Source organism: Pseudomonas monsensis (assembly GCF_014268495.2).
Classification (GTDB): domain Bacteria; phylum Pseudomonadota; class Gammaproteobacteria; order Pseudomonadales; family Pseudomonadaceae; genus Aquipseudomonas; species Aquipseudomonas monsensis.
Map to the genome: position 1 here is coordinate 4733580 of NZ_CP077087.1, position 19846 is coordinate 4753425.

Genomic DNA, 19846 nt, shown 5'->3' on the forward strand with positions numbered 1-19846 from the left:
CTTAGAGAACTGCTTTCGGGTAGGAACCCAGCACTTTGAGTGCTACTGCTTCCTGACTGATCTTTTCCAGCACACCTTTGATCAACGGATCACGGTGGTGGCCGACGAAGTCGATGAAGAACACGTAGGTCCATTTGCCGCTGCGCGACGGACGGGTTTCGATCCGGGTCAGGTCGATGCCGTTGTCATGGAACGGCACCAGCAGCTCGTGGAGCGCGCCGGGCTTGTTGCTCATCGAGACGATGATCGAAGTCTTGTCGTCGCCGGTCGGTGGCACTTCCTGGTTACCGATCATCAGGAAGCGCGTCGAGTTGTCCGGACGGTCTTCGATCTTCTCCGCCAGACGCGTCAGACCATACAGCCCTGCCGCCATGTCGCCGGCAATCGCCGCCGAGTTCCACTCGCCCTTGACCCGCTTCGCCGCTTCGGCGTTGCTGGACACCGCCACGCGCTCGACATTCGGGTAGTGCGCGTCCAGCCACTTGCGGCACTGGGCCAGCGACTGCGCGTGGGAGTAGATGCGACTGATGCTGTCGGTCTTGGTGTTTTCACCAACCAACAAGTGATGGTGAATGCGCAGCTCGACTTCGCCGCAGATCACCATGTCGTGTTCGAGGAAGCTATCCAGCGTGTGGTTGACCGCGCCCTCGGTGGAGTTCTCCACCGGCACCACGCCAAAATTCACCGCACCTGCTGCCACCTCACGGAACACTTCGTCGATCGCCGCCATCGGCTTGCTGATCACCGCGTGACCGAAGTGTTTCATGGCCGCCGCCTGGGTGAAAGTGCCCTCAGGCCCCAGATAAGCCACTTTCAGCGGCTGCTCCAGCGCCAGGCACGAGGACATGATTTCGCGGAACAACCGCGCCATCTCTTCGTTACCCAGCGGCCCCTGATTGCGCTCCATCACCCGCTTGAGCACCTGAGCTTCACGCTCGGGACGATAGAACACCGGCACTTCGCCTTCGGCCAGCGAGGCCATCTTTACTCGCGCGACTTCCTGGGCGCAACGCGCACGCTCACTGATCAGCTCGAGGACCTTGGTGTCCAGAGCGTCGATGCGAACGCGCAGTGCCTTGAGTTCTTGCTCGGACATCAGCCGTGTTCCTTCTCGAATTCAGCCATGTACGCCACCAGCGCATTGACGGCGTTGATGTCGACGGCGTTGTAGATGGAGGCGCGCATGCCGCCCACGGAGCGGTGGCCCTTGAGGTTGAGCAGGCCACGCGCGTCGGCACCGGCCAGGAACGGCTTGTCCAGACGGTCGTCAGCCAGACGGAACGGCACGTTCATCCACGAGCGGTCGGACTTGTTGATCGGGTTGCTGTAGAGGCCGCTGGCGTCGATGAAATCGTACAGCGTGCGCTGCTTGACGTCGTTGAGTTTGGCGATGACTTCGACACCGCCCTGCTCTTTCAGCCACTGGAACACCAGGCCGGACAGGTACCAGGCCAGGGTCGGCGGGGTGTTGTACATCGAGCCGTTATCGGCCGCGACCTTGTAGTCGAGCATGGTCGGGCACAGCGAACGGGCCTTGCCCAGCAGATCTTCGCGGATGATGTTGACGACGATGCCGCTCGGGCCGATGTTCTTCTGCGCGCCGGCGTAGATCATGCCGAAACGCGAGATATCGACCGGACGCGACAGAATGTCCGAAGACATGTCAGCCACCAGCGGCACGTCGCCGGTTTCCGGGATCCACTGAAACTCCAGACCGCCGATGGTTTCATTCGGCGCGTAGTGAACGTAAGCGGCGTCTTTCGACAGGTTCCACTCGTTCTGGCCCGGGATGGCGAAATAGTCGTAAGGCTTGGCGGTAGCGGCAACGTTGACGTGACCGTAGCGCGAGGCCTCTTCAATGGCTTTCTGCGACCAGATACCGGTGTCGATGTAGTCGGCAGAGCCGCCTTCAGGCAACAGGTTCAGTGGAATCTGCGCGAATTGCTGGCTGGCGCCACCTTGCAGAAACAGCACTTTATAGTTCGACGGGATATTCAGCAGGTCACGCAGATCCTGCTCGGCCTGGGTGGCGATGGACACGAACTCATCGCTGCGATGGCTCATTTCCATGACCGACAAACCCTTGCCGTGCCAATCAAGGAGTTCACCCTGGGCGCGCTGCAGGACAGCTTCAGGAAGCGCCGCAGGACCGGCGCAGAAGTTATAGGCTCGCTTGCTCACATCCAATCTCGCTCTGATTTGGTGGTATCACATATCAGTCGGCGCCAATCGTGTGTGGGAGCGAGCTTGCTCGCGAAAGCGGACTGACATTCAACAACAATGTCGCCTGTTACTCCGCTTTCGCGAGCAAGCTCGCTCCCACAGGGTTCATCATGGGCGTCGATATTTCATACCGGACAAATAACAAGGGGGCGAATTCTCATCCGCCCCCTCGTTTGCCCGCTTATTCTTGCGGTTCTTCGTCTGCTGCGGCGTCGAGTTGCTGGTCTTCGCCAGCATCGTCGCTCACGACGCTGCCTTCGAACTCCTCGCCCTCTTCACCTTCAAGCTCTTCACCTTCGACTTCCGACGGCTCCTGAACCCGCTCCAGACCGACCAGGGTTTCATCCTTGGCCAGCTTGATCAGCGTCACACCTTGCGTGTTACGACCCAGGCTCGACACTTCGTCGACACGGGTACGCACCAGGGTGCCCTGATCGGAAATCAGCATGATTTCTTCCCCGTCGAGCACCTGCACCGCACCGACCAGACGGCCGTTACGCTCGTTGCTGACCATGGCGATCACGCCTTGGCCGCCACGCTTGTACTCAGGGAACTCGGTGATCGCGGTGCGCTTGCCATAACCACGCTCGGAAGCGGTGAGGATCTGGCTGCCTTCTTCCGGGATCAGCATCGAAATCAGCTTCTGCCCTTCTGGCAGACGCATGCCGCGCACACCACGGGCGGTACGGCCCATCGCACGGACGTCGGACTCTTTGAAGCGGGTGACTTTGCCGCCGTCAGAGAACAGCATCACTTCACGCTCGCCATCGGTGATGGCCGCGGAGATCAGCACGTCGCCTTCGTCCAGCTCCAGCGCGATCAGACCGACGCTGCGCTGACGGCTGAAGGATTCCAGCGGGGTCTTCTTCACGGTGCCGTTGGCGGTCGCCATAAAGATGTAGTGACCTTCGGTGTATTCCTCGACCGGCAGCATGGTGGTGATGTATTCACCGTCATCCAGCGGCAGAAGGTTGACCAGCGGACGACCACGGGCGGCGCGCGATGCTTCCGGAATTTCGTAAGTCTTGAGCCAGTACACCTTGCCCTTGCTGGAGAACAGCAGCAGCGTGGTGTGGCTGTTGGCAACCAGCAGGTGAGCGATGTAGTCCTCATCCTTGACGCCAGTCGCCGATTTGCCTTTACCGCCACGACGCTGAGCCTGGTACGCCGCCAATGGCTGGGTCTTGGCGTAGCCACCGTGGGAAATGGTCACGACGCGCTCTTCTTCCGGGATCATGTCACCCAGGGTCAGGTCGAGACGGGCATCGAGAATTTCGGTGCGGCGCACGTCGCCGTATTCGGCGCGGATCACTTCCAGCTCTTCGCGGATCACTTCCATCAGGCGCACGGCGCTGTTGAGGATGCGGATCAGCTCGCCGATCTGGTTGAGGATCTCTTGATACTCGGCCAGCAGCTTCTCGTGCTCCAGACCGGTCAGACGGTGCAGACGCAGTTCGAGAATGGCTTGCGCCTGCTCTGGCGACAGGAAGTACTTGCCTTCGCGCAGACCGTATTGCGGATCGAGGTTTTCCGGACGGCACGAGTCCGCACCGGCACGTTCAACCATCGCCACCACCGCCGAGGATTCCCATGGGGTGCTGACCAGCGCCTCTTTCGCTTCCGACGGGGTCGGCGAAGCCTTGATCAGGGCGATGACCGGGTCGATGTTCGACAGAGCAACGGCCTGACCTTCGAGGATGTGACCACGCTCGCGCGCCTTGCGCAGTTCGAACACGGTACGACGGGTGACCACTTCGCGACGGTGACGGACGAAGGCTTCCAGCAGATCCTTGAGGTTCAGGATGCGCGGGCGGCCGTCGATCAGCGCAACAATGTTGATGCCGAATACCGATTGCAGCTGGGTCTGGGCGTAGAGGTTGTTGAGGATCACCTCAGGCACTTCGCCGCGACGCAGCTCGATCACGACGCGCATACCGTCCTTGTCGGACTCGTCACGCAGCTCGGTGATGCCTTCGAGCTTCTTCTCTTTGACCAGTTCGGCGATCTTCTCGATCAGACGCGCCTTGTTCAGCTGGTACGGCAGCTCGGTGATAACGATCTGCTGACGACCACCGACCTTGTCGATGTCTTCGATGATCGAGCGGGCGCGCATGTAAATACGGCCACGACCGGTACGGTAGGCTTCGATGATGCCGGCGCGACCGTTGATGATCGCGGCGGTCGGGAAGTCCGGACCGGGGATGTATTGCATCAGTTCATCGACGGTCAGCTCAGGGTTGTCGATGAGCGCCAGGCAACCGTCGATGACTTCACCGAGGTTGTGCGGCGGAATGTTGGTCGCCATACCCACGGCGATACCGCTGGAGCCGTTGACCAGCAGGTTGGGGATACGGGTCGGCATGACCGCCGGGATCATTTCGGTGCCGTCGTAGTTCGGCACCCAGTCCACGGTTTCCTTGTGCAGGTCAGCCAGCAGCTCGTGCGCCAGCTTGGTCATGCGCACTTCGGTGTATCGCATGGCCGCAGCATTATCGCCGTCGACCGAACCGAAGTTGCCCTGACCGTCTACCAGCAGGTAGCGCAGGGAGAAAGGCTGAGCCATACGAACGATGGTGTCGTACACCGCAGTATCACCGTGCGGGTGATACTTACCGATCACGTCGCCGACAACACGGGCAGATTTCTTGTACGGCTTGTTGAAGTCGTTGCCCAGCTCGCTCATCGCGAACAGTACGCGACGGTGCACGGGCTTGAGGCCATCGCGCGCATCCGGCAGTGCACGGCCGACGATTACGCTCATCGCGTAGTCGAGATAGGACTGTTTCAGCTCGTCTTCGATATTGACCGGGAGGATTTCTTTGGCCAGTTCGCCCATGAGAAGCCTGATTCCTTTTTCTGGTGAAACTTCGTCATATCCATGTGGGAGCAACGAAGCTCGTCGGGGCCGGCCGAGTGCCATGCACCGACTTACGACAAATCAACATTGGATCGCGGATTTGCGCAGTGAAGACAGCTCCGTGAAGCTGCCTCGGAAAACGCCGGATGTTATCACAAGAGCCGCCACGCACCTATCCCCCAGATGCGCATGGAGCATAGTTAGTTGACCGGTGACAGGCTTAAAGGGGACCAGAGAAGCTCAGAGCTTCTTTGAATGCAGAATTGAGGCTTGGTTTAGCGATGTTTATTGACATTTAGGACCCCTTCGCGAGCAAGCTCGCTCCCACAGGGTTCTGTGGCGCTCACAAAACCTGTGGGAGCGAGCTTGCTCGCGAAGAGAACAGCGCAGATATCAAGCCAATCAATGCAGGCGCTTGCGGCACATCAACTGAGCCATTTTCGCCGTATCCGGACGCTCGACGATGCCCTTTTCGGTGACGATTGCATCAATCAGATCCGCCGGGGTGACGTCGAACACCGGATTGAACGCCTCGACGTCCGCCCCCACACGCTTGCCACCGACTTCCAGCAACTCGGCGCCATCACGCTCTTCGATCGGAATGTCATCGCCACTGGCCAGAGTCATGTCGATGGTCGAACTCGGCGCCACCACCATGAAACGCACGCCGTGATGCATGGCGTTCACGGCCAGCTGATAGGTGCCGATCTTGTTGGCCACATCACCGTTGGCCGTAATCCGGTCAGCGCCGACGATCACCCAGGTCACGCCTTTGGTTTTCATGATGTGCGCAGCGGCGGAGTCGGCGTTCAACGTGACCGGGATGCCTTCGTTGGCCAGTTCCCAGGCGGTCAGTCGCGAACCCTGCAGCCATGGCCTGGTTTCGTCGGCGTAGACACGCTCGACCATGCCTTCCAGATAAGCGGCGCGTATCACCCCCAGCGCCGTACCGAAACCGCCGGTGGCCAGTGCGCCGGTATTGCAGTGGGTCAGGATCGCCTGCGCATTACCCTGGTGCTTGCGGATCAGATCGACGCCGAGCTGCGCCATGGTCAGGTTGGCTTCGCGGTCACTCTCATGAATGGCGATAGCTTCGGCTTCAAGCGCGGCCAGTGGATCGGCATGCTCTTTCAGACGATCCAGCCGATCGTGCATGCGACCCAACGCCCAGAACAGATTGACTGCGGTCGGACGAGAATCGGCCAGCAAGGCGAAATCCTCTTCCAGCGCCGCATACCAGTCGCCACCTTCGGCCACGCGGGCACGGGCCGCGAGGACGATGCCATACGCGGCACTGATGCCGATGGCCGGCGCGCCACGCACCACCATCGAACGAATGGCTTCAGCCACGCCCGCGGCACTGGTGTAGGCGATCCAGGTTTCCTCGAATGGCAAAACACGCTGATCCAGCAGGTGGAGCGCGCCGTCTCGCCAAACGATGGCCTTTACTTTCTCCGCAGCCAACAGTCGATCGCGCATCCCTCACCCCGCACTCATGAACAAAAGCCGCCGATTATAGCGATCCCCCCGCGAAGACGCTCGGGTATACTTCGCCATCCTTTACAAAAGCACTGGAACCGACCTCGATGCCGAAACCTGCCATTGCGCTCGACTTATTATTGCTGCCGACCTGGCTGGTACCTGTCGAACCCGCTGGCGTCGTGCTCAAAGAGCATGGCCTGGGGATCCGCGACGGTCGCATCGTATTTATCGGCCCACGCGTCGAAGCACTGAAGTGTAACGCCACTGAAACCCGTGAATTGCCGGACATGCTGCTCGCTCCGGGCCTGATCAACGCTCACGGCCACGCGGCGATGACGCTGTTCCGTGGCCTGGCCGATGATCTGCCGCTGATGACCTGGCTGGAAAACCACATCTGGCCGGCCGAGGCCAAATGGGTCGATGAAGATTTCGTCCGTGACGGCACCGACCTGGCCATCGCCGAGCAGATCAAGGGCGGCATCACCTGTTTCTCTGACATGTATTTCTTCCCGAAGGTCGCCAGCGAGCGCGTGCACAACAGCGGCATTCGTGCGCAGATCGCCATTCCGATCCTCGATTTCCCGATCCCGGGCGCTGGCAGCGCCGATGAAGCCATTCGTCAGGGCGTCGAATTGTTCGGCGATCTGAAGCACCACGAGCGGATCAGGATCACCTTCGGCCCTCATGCACCCTACACCGTCGGCGACGAGAACCTGGAGAAAGTCCGCGTGATCGCCGAGGAGCTGGACGCGTCGATTCATATGCACGTGCACGAAACCGCCTTCGAAGTGCAGCAAGCCGTCGAGCAGCGTGGCGAGCGCCCGCTGGCGCGCCTCGGTCGCCTCGGCCTGCTCGGCCCGCGCTTCCAGGCCGTGCACATGACGCAGATCAGCGATGACGACCTAGCGCTGCTGGTAGAAAGCAACACCAGCGTGATCCACTGCCCGGAATCGAACCTGAAACTGGCCAGCGGCTTCTGCCCGGTAGAACGTTTGTGGCAGGCTGGGGTAAATGTCGCGATCGGCACCGACGGTGCAGCGAGCAACAATGATCTCGACCTGCTCAGCGAAACCCGCACCGCGGCCCTGTTGGCCAAAGCCGTCGCCGGTTCGGCCACCGCACTGGACGCTCATCGCGCACTGCGCATGGCCACCCTCAACGGCGCGCGAGCCCTGGGCATCGAAGCGCAAGTCGGTTCGCTGGAGATCGGCAAAGCCGCCGACATCGTCGCCTTTGACCTGTCCGGCCTGGCGCAGCAACCGGTCTACGACCCGGTTTCGCAACTTATTTATGCCACCGGTCGCGACTGCGTGAAGCACCTGTGGGTCGCCGGCAAACAGTTACTCGACGACCGGCGCCTGACGCGTATGGATGAACAACAGCTGGGCGCCACCGCCCGCGCCTGGGGACAGCGCATCAGCGGCCACACCGAATCGTAAACACCCCGGGACAGACTCCGGGACTACAGCCTTTTTCAAGTTTTTCGAGGAATTGATCATGAGCAACGTCGACCACGCCGAAATCGCCAAATTCGAAGCCCTGGCCCACCGCTGGTGGGACCGCGAGAGCGAGTTCAAACCGCTCCACGACATCAACCCGCTGCGGGTCAACTGGATTGACGAACGAGTCAATCTGGCCGGCAAGAAAGTCCTCGACGTCGGTTGCGGCGGCGGCATCCTCAGCGAAGCCATGGCCCAGCGTGGCGCCACTGTCATGGGCATCGACATGGGCGAAGCGCCATTGGCCGTTGCGCAACTGCATCAGCTGGAATCCGGCGTCAACGTCGAATACCGGCAGATCACCGCCGAAGCCCTGGCCGAAGAAATGCCCGAGCAGTTCGACGTGGTCACCTGCCTGGAGATGCTTGAGCACGTGCCGGATCCATCGTCGGTGATCCGCGCCTGCTTCCGCATGGTCAAGCCCGGCGGCCAGGTATTCTTCTCGACCATCAACCGCAACCCGAAGGCGTATCTGTTCGCCATCATCGGCGCCGAATACATCATGAAGCTGCTGCCGCGCGGCACCCACGACTTCAAGAAATTCATCCGCCCGTCCGAGCTCGGCGCCTGGAGTCGCATGGCTGGCCTGACCGTCAAGGACATCATCGGCCTGACCTACAACCCGCTGACCAAGCACTACAAGCTGGCCAACGATGTTGACGTCAACTACATGATCCAGACCCTGCGCGAGGAATAAGCCGATGGCCATCAGAGCAGTTCTTTTCGACATGGACGGCACCCTGCTCGACACGGCGCCGGACTTCATCGCCATCTGCCAGGCCATGCGTACGGACCGCGGCCTGCCGCCGATGAACGACAAGCACATCCGTGACGAAATTTCCGGCGGCGCCAAGGCGATGGTCGCGGTGACGTTTTCGATGGACCCGGAATCGCCGGGCTTCGAGGAGCTGCGCCTTGAGTTCCTCGAACGCTACCTGGTGGGATGCGCCGTGCACAGCAAGCTGTTCGATGGCATGGGCGAATTGCTGGCCGATATCGAAAAAGCCAATCTGATCTGGGGCGTGGTCACCAACAAGCCGCTGCGCTTTGCCGAGCCGATCATGCAGCAACTGGGGCTGGCCGAGCGCTCTGCACTGCTGATCTGCCCGGATCACGTGAAAAACAGCAAGCCGGATCCGGAACCGCTGATCCTCGCATGCAAAATGCTTGATCTGGATCCATCGACCGTTCTGTTTGTGGGCGATGATCTGCGCGATATCGAGTCAGGGCGCGATGCCGGCACCAAGACCTGCGCAGTGACCTTTGGCTACATTCACCCGGACGACAACCCGCGGCACTGGGGCGCGGACGTAGTGGTGGATCATCCGCTGGAGCTGCGCAAGGTGCTGGACAGCGCACTCTGCAGTTGCTGACCTGACTGTTTGCAGGATGCCTTTGTGGCGAGGGGATTTATCCCTGATCGGCGGCGAAGCCGCCGTAAAACCTGCACGTCAAATCGAACTGGAAGAATGCTGGGGCTGCTTCGCAACCCATCGGGGATAAATCCCCTCGCCACAAGTGCGAAGCAGGTCTTCATGAATGGATTGTGAGGTTTTTATGTTTGATTACACCGCTCGCCCCGAATTGCTCAAGGATCGGGTCATTCTGGTCACCGGAGCCGGTCGTGGCATCGGCGCAGCTGCCGCGAAAACCTATGCGGCCCACGGCGCTACCGTCCTGCTGCTGGGCAAGACCGAGGCCAATCTGACCCAGGTCTATGACGAAATCGAAGCGGCCGGTCACCCGCAACCGGCGGTAATTCCGTTCAACCTCGAAACCGCCCTGCCCCATCAATACGATGAACTGGCGGCGATGATCGAAAACGAATTCGGCCACCTTGACGGCCTGCTGCACAACGCTTCGATCATTGGCCCGCGCACGCCAATCGAACAACTCTCCGGCGACAACTTCATGCGGGTCATGCAGGTCAACGTCAATGCCATGTTCATGCTGACCAGCACCCTGCTGCCGTTGCTCAAGCTGTCGCAGGACGCTTCGGTGGTATTCACCTCCAGCAGCGTCGGCCGCAAGGGCCGGGCTTACTGGGGCGCTTACGGTGTGTCGAAGTTCGCCACCGAAGGCCTGATGCAAACCCTGGCCGACGAAGTCGACGGCGTGGCACCAGTTCGCTCCAACAGCATCAACCCGGGTGGCACCCGCACCAGCATGCGCGCCCAGGCATATCCGGGGGAAAACCCGCTGAACAATCCGACGCCCGAGGAGATCATGCCGGTCTATCTCTACCTGATGGGCCCGGACAGTACGGGTATCAACGGCCAGGCATTCAACGCTCAGTAGTGCCATACGTCGCTTTTGTTGCCGCGGCGGATTCCCGTCGCGGCAGGCTTTTACCAGCACCGACCGTCACCAGCCAGTCAAAAATCCAGCGCTGTTTTCCCCATCAAGATCGTAAGCCATTGAATACAAAAGGCTTTAATTAACCTGAACTGAATGGCACGACTTTCGCTCTAAATTCCCTCAAAGCATGCCGTGTGAAGGCAGTGGCGCCGGGGCGATTTCGATAGCTGACTAATCGACATCAGGCAGACTAAACTTACGCCAAATGTCCTACGGGACTGATGGATCAGTATGACGCGCAGCCCATAGCCGCTCTCACCCAGCCTGTAAGACAGACTTACTGCTTAGGGGCTCACGCCATATGAAATCACCTTCCCAGACCAATGCAATTGACTTCGACAGCGCCAAATTGCAACGCCTGGGTTTCGGTCAGCAGCCGCCACTTCTGGAGCGGCCCGCCAGTCTCGCGCAATTGCGCCAGCAACTGAGCCTGCAACTGCAAACCAGCCTCGAACCGCAACGCATCCTCGGTCTGTTTTTCCGCGAAGTTCAGCGCCTCGTGCCGCTGGACGCCTTGCACTATGTGCACAAGGGCAGCGACTTGCGCCTGGAGTTCGGTGCTCGCGGTCATCATTCCGTCAGCTATAGCCTGAGCCATGAAGGCGAGCACATGGGCGAACTGGTGTTCCGCCGCAATCAGCGCTTCAACGATCAGGAGCAAGGGCACCTCGAATCGCTGCTGTCGGTGTTGCTGTATCCGATGCGCAACGCCCTGCTCTACCGCGCCGCGACCCAGAGCGCCCTGCGCGATCCGCTGACCGGTGCCGGCAACCGCATCGCCATGGAGCAGACCCTGCAACGCGAGATCGAAATGTCGCGCCGGCACCTGCAACCATTGTCAGTGCTGATGCTGGATATCGACCACTTCAAAAGGGTCAATGACAGTCACGGCCACAGTGCAGGCGATGATGTGCTCAAAGCCGTGGCCGCCTCGATCAAGGGTCAGTTGCGCAACGTCGATATGGTGTTTCGCTATGGCGGCGAAGAGTTTCTGATTCTGCTGTCGAACACCGGCCGCGAAGCGTCAGCGATGGTCGGCGAGCGACTGCGCTATGCGGCGCAAGCGGCGGAGTATTACGCCGATGGCCAGTTGATCGAACTGACGGTCAGCCTCGGCTGCTCGACGCTGTTGCCCGGCGAATCGGCCGACAGCCTGCTGCGTCGCGCCGACAGTGCGTTGTACGTGGCCAAGCGCGAAGGTCGTAACCGCCTGGCGATGGCGGGCTAAGCCTTTCCAGACACTACAAAACTACTGTAGACGTGAGCCTGCTCGCGATGACGATCTGACATCCAACACTGATGTTGACCGACAGTCCGCTATCGCGAGCAGGCTCACTCCTACATTTTTACGCGGTGTATCAGCTCTCGACGACTACCCTGCGCTCTCGGTTGACCAGCAAGCGTTCCGACGTCTCCAGTTGCATGCAGCGTTCCAGAAACAGGTACATGTAGTCATAGCTTTTGCACACGGCCTGGCGCAATTCGGCCTGCAACGCCTTGCTCGGGTTCAGGCCGGCCAGCGTGCAGATGATTTCCAGAGCTTCCCAAGGGTGGGCATCGTCGTACTGGGCGTGCATCTTCAGCCACTTCATCGCGCGTTTGCGATCTTCTTCGGGAAACGCCGCCGCGTATACGCCCGTCGAGCAAACCAGCGCCGACCACTCCCCGGTCGCGCCCTCGATGGCGTAGTTGGTAGCGGCGATGGCGACGATCAACGAGTCGGCCGAACTGGTGTGCCAGCACCAGTGACTCAGCGCATGCAGTTCCGGCGGCACTTGCTGGGCCTGAAGATCTTCCAGGCTGACGCCATGCGCCCGACTCCAGTGCACCCAATAGTCGGCATGATTGAGCTCGACGCGGATATTGCGCATCAGCCAGCGGCGCGCCATGTCTTCGCCGGGGTGACGGGCAAATCGGGTTTTGGTGAGATTCTGCGCCATGTACAACGCAAACTGCTCGACCACCGGCCAGCCGCCAATCAAGTACTGACGCATGGTCCTGGCGCTGAGTTTGTTATCACGCATGCGCTGGTAAAGTTCATGTTCGACAACCCGGCGCTTGCTCTCGCTGCAGTCCTGAATGAGCTGTTGTGCCCAGCCGGGATAACTTGCAGCTTCCATGAGTGGTCCGGTTCGGTTGAATGTGTCGATCACTGTTCGGCTCCTTTTGATTTGTGATTGTAAGGATCGGCGAGAGACTTCAACGGAACGTGCCAGGCGCTTTGAATAACAGCGGTTGCGGTCTGGCGGGCCGACTTTGCAAACTGTCGCAGGTAAACAATTGCGGGCGCTCGATGACATAACCCTGAGCGTAATCCACGCCAATTTCAAGCAGTGCCTGCTCGATCTGGGTGGTTTCAACAAACTCGGCAATTGTCTGCTTACCCATGACATGCCCGATGTGATTGATCACTTCGACCATTGCCCGGTTAATCGGGTCGTCCAGCATATCCTTTACGAAACTCCCGTCGATCTTCAGGAAGTCTACAGGCAAATGTTTCAGATAAGCGAACGAAGACATTCCGGCACAAAAGTCATCTAGCGAGAAGTAACAACCTAAGCCTTTGAGCTCATTGATAAATCTAATTGCACTGCCCAAGTTTGAAATTGCACTGGTTTCAGTAATTTCAAAACAAATCATTTCAGGAGGTATAGCGTAGTTAACAAACTGTTCTCGCAGAAAGTGCAAAAACGCGTCATCTCCTATAGTAATGCCTGACAGATTAATCGCACACATTGCTAATGGCCCTTGCTGTTCCTGGGCAATACATTGAGCAATAACCTTAAAAACATTTTGTACGACCCAACGATCCAGCTGACTCATCAAACCATAGCGCTCAGCGGCAGGAATGAAGCTGTCCGGCAGAATCATCCGACCGGCCTCGTCATGCAGACGCAGCAGGATTTCGATGTGCCCGCCTTTGCCGTCACTGGGCTTGAGCGGAGCGATTTCCTGGGCGTACAGGCAAAAGCGGTTTTCTTCCAGCGCCATGTGCAGGCGTTGCACCCAGGCCATTTCCCCAAAGCGCAGGGACAGTTCGGAATCGTCGGCGTGGTAGACCTGCACGCGGTTACGCCCCTTCTCCTTGGCCATGTAGCAGGCCATGTCTGCCGCCCGCAGGGACGCTTCCAGGGTCGTCGGGGTCTGGGCGACATGCACCAGGCCAATACTGACGGTGGTGAGGAAGGGCCGCCCCTTCCAGACAAAATGCAGGTTCTGCACGGTCTGGCGCAGTGCCTCGGCAATTTTTTCTGCCGCGTCCGGCGCGCAGTTTTCCAGGAGAATGCCGAACTCGTCGCCGCCGAGCCGCGCCAAGGTGTCGCCTTCGCGCAATCCCGACTGCAGCAGGGTGCAGATGTGCCGCAACAGCTCATCCCCCGCCGCATGGCCGCACGTGTCGTTGACCAGCTTGAACTGATCCAGATCGAGGAACATCAGCGCGTGCCGCCCGGCCTGGCGGGTGAGGTTGTGCAGCGCCTGCTCCAGGCGATATTCGAACTCGCGGCGGTTGGCCAGACCGGTCAGCGCATCGTGGGTGGCCTGCCACGAAAGGTTGGCGATGTATTGCCGTTCCTGCGTCATGTCGTGCAGCACCAGCACGGTGCCACTGACTTTGCCGGCATTGCGGATCGGTGCGCCGACCAGGGTCACCGACACCGTACTGCCGTCCAGGCGCTGGATCAGTTTCGAATGCTCGCTGCCGCCACTGAGCTTGCCGCTGAGAATGTGCTCGATCAGGGTCAGGCCTTCGGACTGGGCGTTGTCATCGAGCAGATTGAATAACGCCGCCAGCGGCAGGCCCGCCGCCTGTTCGGCCTTCCAGTGGGTCATGGCTTCGGCGGCGGGGTTCATGTAGTCGATGGCGCCGTCGACATCGGTGGTGATCACCCCGTCGCCGATCGAATGCAAGGTAACGTGCGCCCGATCCTTCTCCAGTTGCAACGCCTCGGCAAAGGCATGACGCTGCTTGAGCAGCTTGTGCGTGCGCCACAAGGCCAGCACGATCAGCCCCAGCGCCGTGGCCAGATTGGTTAACAGCAGCAGCCGCAGAATCATCCGCGAGCCTTCGCCCAAGGCATCGCTGAAGGCTTTTGCGGCTGGGGTCACGCCATCGTTGATGGCGAAAATCCGTGCCTTCCAGCGCTGGATATCGGCGCTGCCGGCATTGTTCTGTGAAATGCTGCGGTGCATCTCCTGCGCCACGTTATCCAGCTCGATTAGATAGGCGTCACCGACCGTCCAGCGGTCAATCGCGGTCTCCAGATAACTGAAATGGCGAAAGTTGAGGTACAGCCAGATCAGGCTGGAAACGTCATCCGGGTGGTTGCCCCCCTTGAGAATGCCTTCGCGCGCTGCGGCCAGATCCGGCGGCTGATGATCCAGCGCCAGACGCAACTGGTGCCCGCCTTGCGGTACACCGATCGCAGTGCGGTACTTGAGGAAGATCGCCTCGTCACGGCTGTCGGCGTAGAGATTAAGGTAGTAAATCGCGTCTTTCTGGCCCTTGGACCAGAGACTTTCGCCGGCGACGTAACCGCGAACCGCCGAGAGCACGTAAAGACTCACGCCGCCCAATAACGCTTGAAACAACACGACGGCAATAAATGGCCAGACGATGCCCAACAACCGTGGCGTTCCGAGAGTCCGCTTTTGCTTCATGAGATCCCTTGCGCAAGCACTGCCAGATGAACACCGGAAAATCCCGCTCCTGACAGCTCAGCCTAGGCTAATTTTCGCCAAGTCAAAGGGACAGCTTGGCCGTCCTCTAGGTCGATTGTGCAAATGGCGGGACTGTGCGGGCGTTCCGAGTGATTTTACTCAATGCAATTCAAGCACTAAGCACAGAAATCGGCTCGAAACTCAAGGGCGCTGGATCTGCTGCAGGTGACCATAAAGCTTGGCATACAGACCGCCGTCGGCAATCAACTGTTGATGATCGCCATCTTCGGCGACCTGACCACCATCGAACACCAGCACGCGATCAGCCTGCTTCACCGCTGACAAACGATGGGCAATGATCAGCGTGGTGCGGCCATTGAGGAACCGCGCCATGGCCTGGTGAAGGTTGTATTCGGTGGCGGCGTCGAGGGCCGAGGTTGCTTCGTCGAGGATCACCACTTTCGGCTCGGCGAGGATCATCCGCGCGATAGCCAGACGCTGGCGCTGACCGCCGGACAGGCGCACGCCGGAGCGCCCGACGATACTGTCGAGGCCATCCGGCAAGGCGCGGATAGTCGCTTCGAGCTGAGCGATTTCCAGTGCCTGCCAACAGGCTTCGTCACTGCGGGTGCGGCCCATGGTCAGGTTGGCGCGTACCGTGTCGTTGAACAGCGCCGGGTGCTGCAGCACCACCGCGACGTTCTCCCTGATCAGCTCCAGACCGATTTCCTGCTGGGTCGAACCACCGAAGCGGATGGTACCGGCCAACGGCGTGTACAACCCCAGCAGCAACTGCACGAGGGTACTTTTGCCACCGCCACTGGCACCGACGATCGCAACTTTCTCACCCGGGGCAATGGACAGGTTCATCTGATCCAGCACCAGCTCATCGCCATAACCGAAGCTCAGGCCCTGAACCTCGATGCCGACGGTTTCGCGACCCTTGAACGGATCGACACCGCCCGGATATTGCGGCTCATCGGCGCGCGCCAGCAGTTCGTTGATCCGCGCCAGCGCGCCGCCGGCGGCGTAGTAGGCGTATTGCAGATTGAGCAGTTGTTCGACCGGGCCGATCATGAACCACAGGTAACTGAACACCGCAAGCATCTGGCCGATCGACAGGTCGGAGAACAACACCGTGAGCATCGCCGCCGCACGGAAGATGTCGATGCCGAACTGGAACAGCAAACCGCTGGCACGGTTGGAAGCGTCGGTTTTCCACTGCGAATTGACCGCGTAGTTGCGCACCTCCTGCGCGCGCAGACCGAGGCGACCCAGAAAGTAACCCTGACGGTTGCCGGCGCGCACTTCCTGAATGGCATCGAGGGTTTCGCTCAACGCCTGGGTGAAACGCGAGGTGCTGTCGTTCTCGAGTTTCTTCAGGTGCTTGACCCGTTTGCCCAACTGCACCGTCGCGTAAATCACCAGCGGGTTGAACAGCAGGATCAATAGCGCGAGTTTCCAGTGCATCCACATCAGGATGCTCGCCGTGCCGACCAGGGTCAGCATCGCCACCAGAAAGCGGCTGAGGGTTTCGCCGACGAACTTGTCGAGGGTGTCCAGATCGGTGACCAGGTGCGTGGTCACTGTGCCGCTGCCGAGGCTCTCGTATTCGCCGAGGGAAATACGCTTGAGGCGTTCGATCAGGCGCACGCGGATTCGATAAACAATGTCCTTGGCCAGTCGCGCAAACAACCGCGACTGCAACACGCCAAAACACAGGGCACTGCAGCGCAGGGTCAGCGTGACTACCAGCATCAGGCCGATATAACCCGCCGCTTGTTGCCACATACCCGGCAGTACGTGGTTCATGACTTTCAGTGCGGCATCGCCGTGACCGAGCAACACCTCATCCACCAGCAACGGCAGCAGCAACGGAATCGGCACGCTGCACAGCGTTGCCAGCACGGCGACGCCATTGGCGATCCACAAGGATTTTTTGTGATGAAGTGCCAGTCGCCGGACTTCTGCCCAGCTCAGCCGGTCGACACGCTTTACGGCTGACGTGTCATCGGCCAGGTCAGGCACAGGCTGCGCGCTCCAGCCAGCGGCCGAGCAACGGCGACAGCTCGCTGAGCGGTTGATAGCCATTGGTCAGCAACGCCAGTTGGCCATTGCGTTCGGCGAGCAGGGTCGGGAAACCGGCGATGCCCAGATCCTGCACCCAGTTGAAATCCGCCAGAGTGGCTTCGTGCTGTTCGGCGCGGTCAAAGTGTTCGGCAAATTCGATGCGCGGTACGCCCGCCTGTTCGGCCAGATCGACCAACACGCTGGCCTGGGTGACATCGCGACCTTCAGCGTAAAACGCGTGTTGAATCAGGCCGAGCAAGGTCCACGCGCAATCCGGTGCCAGGCTGCGCGCCGTGACGATCGCGCGGCAGGCAGGCTCGGTGTCGTAGACAAATCCGTCCGGCAATGCGCCGTCGAACTTGAATGGCTGACCGGTCGCCTCGGTGACCGCTTGCCAGTGTTCGAGAATGTAGCGCCGAGTGGTCGGCTCCAGTGCCGCACCGCTGCCGGTGCGCAAGCCGCCAACCACCAAGTGCAACTCCACCCCGGCGGCCTGCGCCTGCTCGACCAGTGCCTTGGCCACCGGAGCGAACCCCCAGCACCAGGAACACATCGGATCCATCACATAGAGCAGGCGCGCAGACATGATTAAGCCTCGGTAGATGCTTGCTTATAGTTGTAGCCGATCGGGTGCGGCTGGTTGCGCGCCTTGGCCAGTTCGATCTGTTTTTGCCGATCGATTGCGCTGCGGCGGGTTTTCTCGCTCAGCTTGTCCCAGCAATGCGGGCAACTGATGCCGGCCACGTAGTGCTCGGAAGCGCGATCTTCAACGCTGACCGGTGTGCGGCAGGCATGACATTGATCGTAGTCGCCTTCGCTGAGGTCGTGACGCACGGTCACGCGGTTGTCGAACACGAAGCAGTCGCCCTGCCACTTGGTTTCTTCCTGCGGCACCTCTTCGAGGTACTTCAGGATACCGCCCTTGAGGTGGTAGACCTCTTCGAAGCCCTCGCCCAGCATGTAGCTCGAGGCCTTCTCGCAGCGGATACCGCCGGTGCAGAACATCGCGACCTTCTTGTGCACGGCCGGGTCGAAGTGTTCTTTGATGTAGTCGGGGAATTCGCGAAAACTGGTGGTTTTCGGATCAATGGCGCCTTCAAAGGTGCCGATCGACACTTCGTAGTCGTTGCGGGTGTCGATCAGCAGCACTTCCGGGTCGCTGATCAGGGCGTTCCAGTCTTGCGGCTCGACGTAGGTGCCGACCTTTTTGTTCGGATCCACGCCTTCGACGCCGAGGGTGACGATCTCTTTCTTCAGTTTGACCTTGGTACGGTAGAACGGCTGCTCGTTGCAGTACGACTCTTTGTGGTCGATGTCGATCATGCGCGGGTCGTTCTTCAGCCAGGCGAGCAGGCCATCAATGCCTTCGCGGCTGCCGGACACCGTGCCGTTGATGCCTTCTTCGGCGATCAGCAGAGTGCCTTTGATACCGTTGTCGACCATCGCTTGCAGCAGGGGCTCGCGCAGGTTGACGTAATCTTCGAGGGTGACGAACTTATACAGTGCCGCCACGACAATCGGTTGTGTCATGGGTATTTCTCCAGGTGGCTACCCTCGCAAAGGGTGAACCGGATTCAAAAAAAAACGCGCCGGTTGAACGGCGCGTTGCGGATTCTAGCAAAAAAGCAGCTTCAAGCGGCGAGCTTCAAGCGACAAGCTGACAGCGCAGTGCTTTAACTTGCGGCTTGGAGCTCAAAGCTTGCAGCTGCTTTTAGTGCCCTCCTCCTGCACAGGTTGGCGACGCCGGAGCGGCGCCCACCTCTGCCCATTCCTGCGGGGTGTAGGTGTGCAGCGCCAACGCATGGAACTCGCCCATCAGCTCGCCGAGCGTGCCGTAGACTTTCTGGTGGCGCTTGACCCGGTTCAGGCCTTCGAACTGCGCGCTGACCACCACTGCCTTGAAGTGAGTCTGTAACCCGCGACTGTGCATGTGGCTTTCATCCAGCACCTGCAGATGTTCAGGCTGAAGCAGGCCCAGCGTCGATTCGATGCGTTGTTGCATGGTCATCACGAACTCCGCTTACTTCTTCTTGGCCGGCGCAGCGCCTTTCGGTGCCAGCTCGTTGGTCATGTCGTCGAGCAGCTTGTTGACGACCGGCACGGCGCTTTCCAGTTTGGCTTGAGTCATCTGGGCCGATTGCTGGGTCAGCTGCGGCATTTTTTCCAGAACCTTCTTGCCCAGTGGCGACTGGTAGAACGCAACCAGGTCTTTCAACTCGGACTCGCTGAAGTTGCTGGTGTAGAGCTTGACCATGTCAGGCTTGAGCTTGTTCCAGCCGATGGCCTGGTCCAGGGCGGCGTTGGCCTTGGCCTGGTAGGTTTCCAGTACGGCTTTCTTCGACTCCGGGGCTTTGGTCTGTTCAAAGCGCTGGGCGAACATTTGCTGCACTTGCATGTACACCGGAGTACCCAGTTTGTCAGCGTGCGCCAGGGTCAGGAAAGCTTCGGCACTGGCGTTGTGGCTGGCGGTATCGGCAAGCACCTGGCCGCTGGCGCAAACCAGTGCAACCGCGGTACAGATGGCACGAAGACGAGTCATCGAGTTTCCTTTTCTAACAGGCGAGGTCAAACCCCAAGGGCGCCCATTCTGCGCCTAAAAAACGCTGTGGCTCAACCCCCGCCCCTTGCCGCGCTTGATTGACCGGGTTTTACCGGTCAACAATCGCCCCGATGGAACCACCTGGGCCTGACCGGGCCT

General features: G+C 59.9%; 16 protein-coding genes. 5 read left to right on the forward strand and 11 right to left on the reverse strand.

Annotation, left to right across the window (positions count from 1 at the left end):
• Position 1: 1 nt before the first annotated feature.
• From pheA to mtnA, 4 genes are all read right to left on the reverse strand, one after another.
• Positions 2 to 1096, reverse strand: a complete 1095-nt coding sequence (gene pheA / locus HV782_RS20815) for a prephenate dehydratase (protein WP_016770924.1) — start codon at positions 1094 to 1096, stop codon at positions 2 to 4.
• Positions 1096 to 2181 (reverse strand): 3-phosphoserine/phosphohydroxythreonine transaminase, encoded by a 1086-nt coding sequence (serC, locus tag HV782_RS20820; protein WP_186744880.1) that lies wholly within the window; start codon positions 2179 to 2181, stop codon positions 1096 to 1098. Before serC ends, pheA begins: the two co-directional genes overlap by 1 nt.
• A gap of 223 nt (positions 2182 to 2404) precedes the next feature.
• Entirely contained in the window at positions 2405 to 5059 is a 2655-nt protein-coding gene (gyrA, locus tag HV782_RS20825; RefSeq protein WP_123466661.1) for a DNA gyrase subunit A, read from the reverse strand.
• Between the two features lie 423 nt (positions 5060 to 5482).
• The gene (gene mtnA / locus HV782_RS20830; RefSeq protein WP_186744882.1) at positions 5483 to 6559 is read right to left on the reverse strand and encodes an S-methyl-5-thioribose-1-phosphate isomerase; all 1077 of its coding nucleotides are present in this window, start codon (positions 6557 to 6559) and stop codon (positions 5483 to 5485) included.
• A 107-nt stretch (positions 6560 to 6666) separates the two neighbouring features.
• Here mtnA and HV782_RS20835 point away from each other — a divergent pair, with 107 nt between their 5' ends.
• From HV782_RS20835 to HV782_RS20855, 5 genes are all read left to right on the forward strand, one after another.
• The gene (locus HV782_RS20835) at positions 6667 to 8001 is read left to right on the forward strand and encodes a TRZ/ATZ family hydrolase (RefSeq protein WP_186744884.1); all 1335 of its coding nucleotides are present in this window, start codon (positions 6667 to 6669) and stop codon (positions 7999 to 8001) included.
• A 58-nt stretch (positions 8002 to 8059) separates the two neighbouring features.
• Complete coding sequence (gene ubiG, locus HV782_RS20840) at positions 8060 to 8758, forward strand: bifunctional 2-polyprenyl-6-hydroxyphenol methylase/3-demethylubiquinol 3-O-methyltransferase UbiG (RefSeq protein WP_123466668.1); 699 nt, start codon at positions 8060 to 8062, stop codon at positions 8756 to 8758.
• A 4-nt stretch (positions 8759 to 8762) separates the two neighbouring features.
• Positions 8763 to 9434 carry an N-acetylmuramic acid 6-phosphate phosphatase MupP gene (gene mupP / locus HV782_RS20845; protein WP_123466670.1) on the forward strand — a complete coding sequence of 224 codons (672 nt, stop codon included), beginning with the start codon at positions 8763 to 8765 and terminating at the stop codon, positions 9432 to 9434.
• 184 nt (positions 9435 to 9618) lie between these two features.
• Positions 9619 to 10359, forward strand: coding sequence for a YciK family oxidoreductase (locus HV782_RS20850; RefSeq protein WP_123466672.1), 741 nt, complete (start codon positions 9619 to 9621; stop codon positions 10357 to 10359).
• 361 nt (positions 10360 to 10720) lie between these two features.
• Complete coding sequence (locus HV782_RS20855; protein WP_123466674.1) at positions 10721 to 11647, forward strand: GGDEF domain-containing protein; 927 nt, start codon at positions 10721 to 10723, stop codon at positions 11645 to 11647.
• A gap of 130 nt (positions 11648 to 11777) precedes the next feature.
• Here HV782_RS20855 and HV782_RS20860 read toward each other — a convergent pair whose 3' ends face one another.
• The 7 genes from HV782_RS20860 to HV782_RS20890 form a co-directional block, all read right to left on the reverse strand.
• Positions 11778 to 12539: an iron-containing redox enzyme family protein gene (locus tag HV782_RS20860; RefSeq protein ID WP_189655776.1), complete on the reverse strand. Its 762-nt coding sequence runs from the start codon at positions 12537 to 12539 to the stop codon at positions 11778 to 11780.
• Between the two features lie 79 nt (positions 12540 to 12618).
• Positions 12619 to 15078, reverse strand: a complete 2460-nt coding sequence (locus HV782_RS20865; protein ID WP_123466680.1) for an EAL domain-containing protein — start codon at positions 15076 to 15078, stop codon at positions 12619 to 12621.
• A gap of 201 nt (positions 15079 to 15279) precedes the next feature.
• A complete protein-coding gene (locus HV782_RS20870; protein WP_123466682.1) occupies positions 15280 to 17106 on the reverse strand; it encodes an ABC transporter ATP-binding protein in 1827 nt (608 codons plus the stop codon).
• Positions 17099 to 17701: a DsbA family protein gene (locus HV782_RS20875; RefSeq protein WP_177490506.1), complete on the reverse strand. Its 603-nt coding sequence runs from the start codon at positions 17699 to 17701 to the stop codon at positions 17099 to 17101. The genes HV782_RS20870 and HV782_RS20875 overlap by 8 nt, the downstream gene beginning before the upstream one ends.
• Positions 17702 to 17736: 35 nt before the next feature.
• Entirely contained in the window at positions 17737 to 18678 is a 942-nt protein-coding gene (gene trhO, locus HV782_RS20880) for an oxygen-dependent tRNA uridine(34) hydroxylase TrhO (protein WP_186744886.1), read from the reverse strand.
• A 181-nt stretch (positions 18679 to 18859) separates the two neighbouring features.
• Positions 18860 to 19156, reverse strand: a complete 297-nt coding sequence (locus HV782_RS20885) for a BolA family protein (RefSeq protein WP_123466688.1) — start codon at positions 19154 to 19156, stop codon at positions 18860 to 18862.
• A 12-nt stretch (positions 19157 to 19168) separates the two neighbouring features.
• On the reverse strand, positions 19169 to 19687 hold the full coding sequence (locus tag HV782_RS20890; protein WP_003226938.1) for a DUF2059 domain-containing protein: 519 nt from the start codon (positions 19685 to 19687) through the stop codon (positions 19169 to 19171).
• Positions 19688 to 19846: the final 159 nt, after the last annotated feature.

What these genes read in the sequence shown, in the direction of transcription:
- pheA (WP_016770924.1), bottom strand. Translation starts at nt 1,096, where the DNA reads ATGTCCGAGCAAGAACTCAAGGCACTGCGCGTTCGCATCGACGCTCTG.
- gyrA (WP_123466661.1), bottom strand. Translation starts at nt 5,059, where the DNA reads ATGGGCGAACTGGCCAAAGAAATCCTCCCGGTCAATATCGAAGACGAG.
- mtnA (WP_186744882.1), bottom strand. Translation starts at nt 6,559, where the DNA reads ATGCGCGATCGACTGTTGGCTGCGGAGAAAGTAAAGGCCATCGTTTGG.
- HV782_RS20835 (WP_186744884.1), top strand. Translation starts at nt 6,667, where the DNA reads ATGCCGAAACCTGCCATTGCGCTCGACTTATTATTGCTGCCGACCTGG.
- ubiG (WP_123466668.1), top strand. Translation starts at nt 8,060, where the DNA reads ATGAGCAACGTCGACCACGCCGAAATCGCCAAATTCGAAGCCCTGGCC.
- mupP (WP_123466670.1), top strand. Translation starts at nt 8,763, where the DNA reads ATGGCCATCAGAGCAGTTCTTTTCGACATGGACGGCACCCTGCTCGAC.
- HV782_RS20850 (WP_123466672.1), top strand. Translation starts at nt 9,619, where the DNA reads ATGTTTGATTACACCGCTCGCCCCGAATTGCTCAAGGATCGGGTCATT.
- HV782_RS20855 (WP_123466674.1), top strand. Translation starts at nt 10,721, where the DNA reads ATGAAATCACCTTCCCAGACCAATGCAATTGACTTCGACAGCGCCAAA.
- HV782_RS20860 (WP_189655776.1), bottom strand. Translation starts at nt 12,539, where the DNA reads ATGGAAGCTGCAAGTTATCCCGGCTGGGCACAACAGCTCATTCAGGAC.
- HV782_RS20865 (WP_123466680.1), bottom strand. Translation starts at nt 15,078, where the DNA reads ATGAAGCAAAAGCGGACTCTCGGAACGCCACGGTTGTTGGGCATCGTC.
- HV782_RS20875 (WP_177490506.1), bottom strand. Translation starts at nt 17,701, where the DNA reads ATGTGTTCCTGGTGCTGGGGGTTCGCTCCGGTGGCCAAGGCACTGGTC.
- trhO (WP_186744886.1), bottom strand. Translation starts at nt 18,678, where the DNA reads ATGACACAACCGATTGTCGTGGCGGCACTGTATAAGTTCGTCACCCTC.
- HV782_RS20885 (WP_123466688.1), bottom strand. Translation starts at nt 19,156, where the DNA reads ATGACCATGCAACAACGCATCGAATCGACGCTGGGCCTGCTTCAGCCT.
- HV782_RS20890 (WP_003226938.1), bottom strand. Translation starts at nt 19,687, where the DNA reads ATGACTCGTCTTCGTGCCATCTGTACCGCGGTTGCACTGGTTTGCGCC.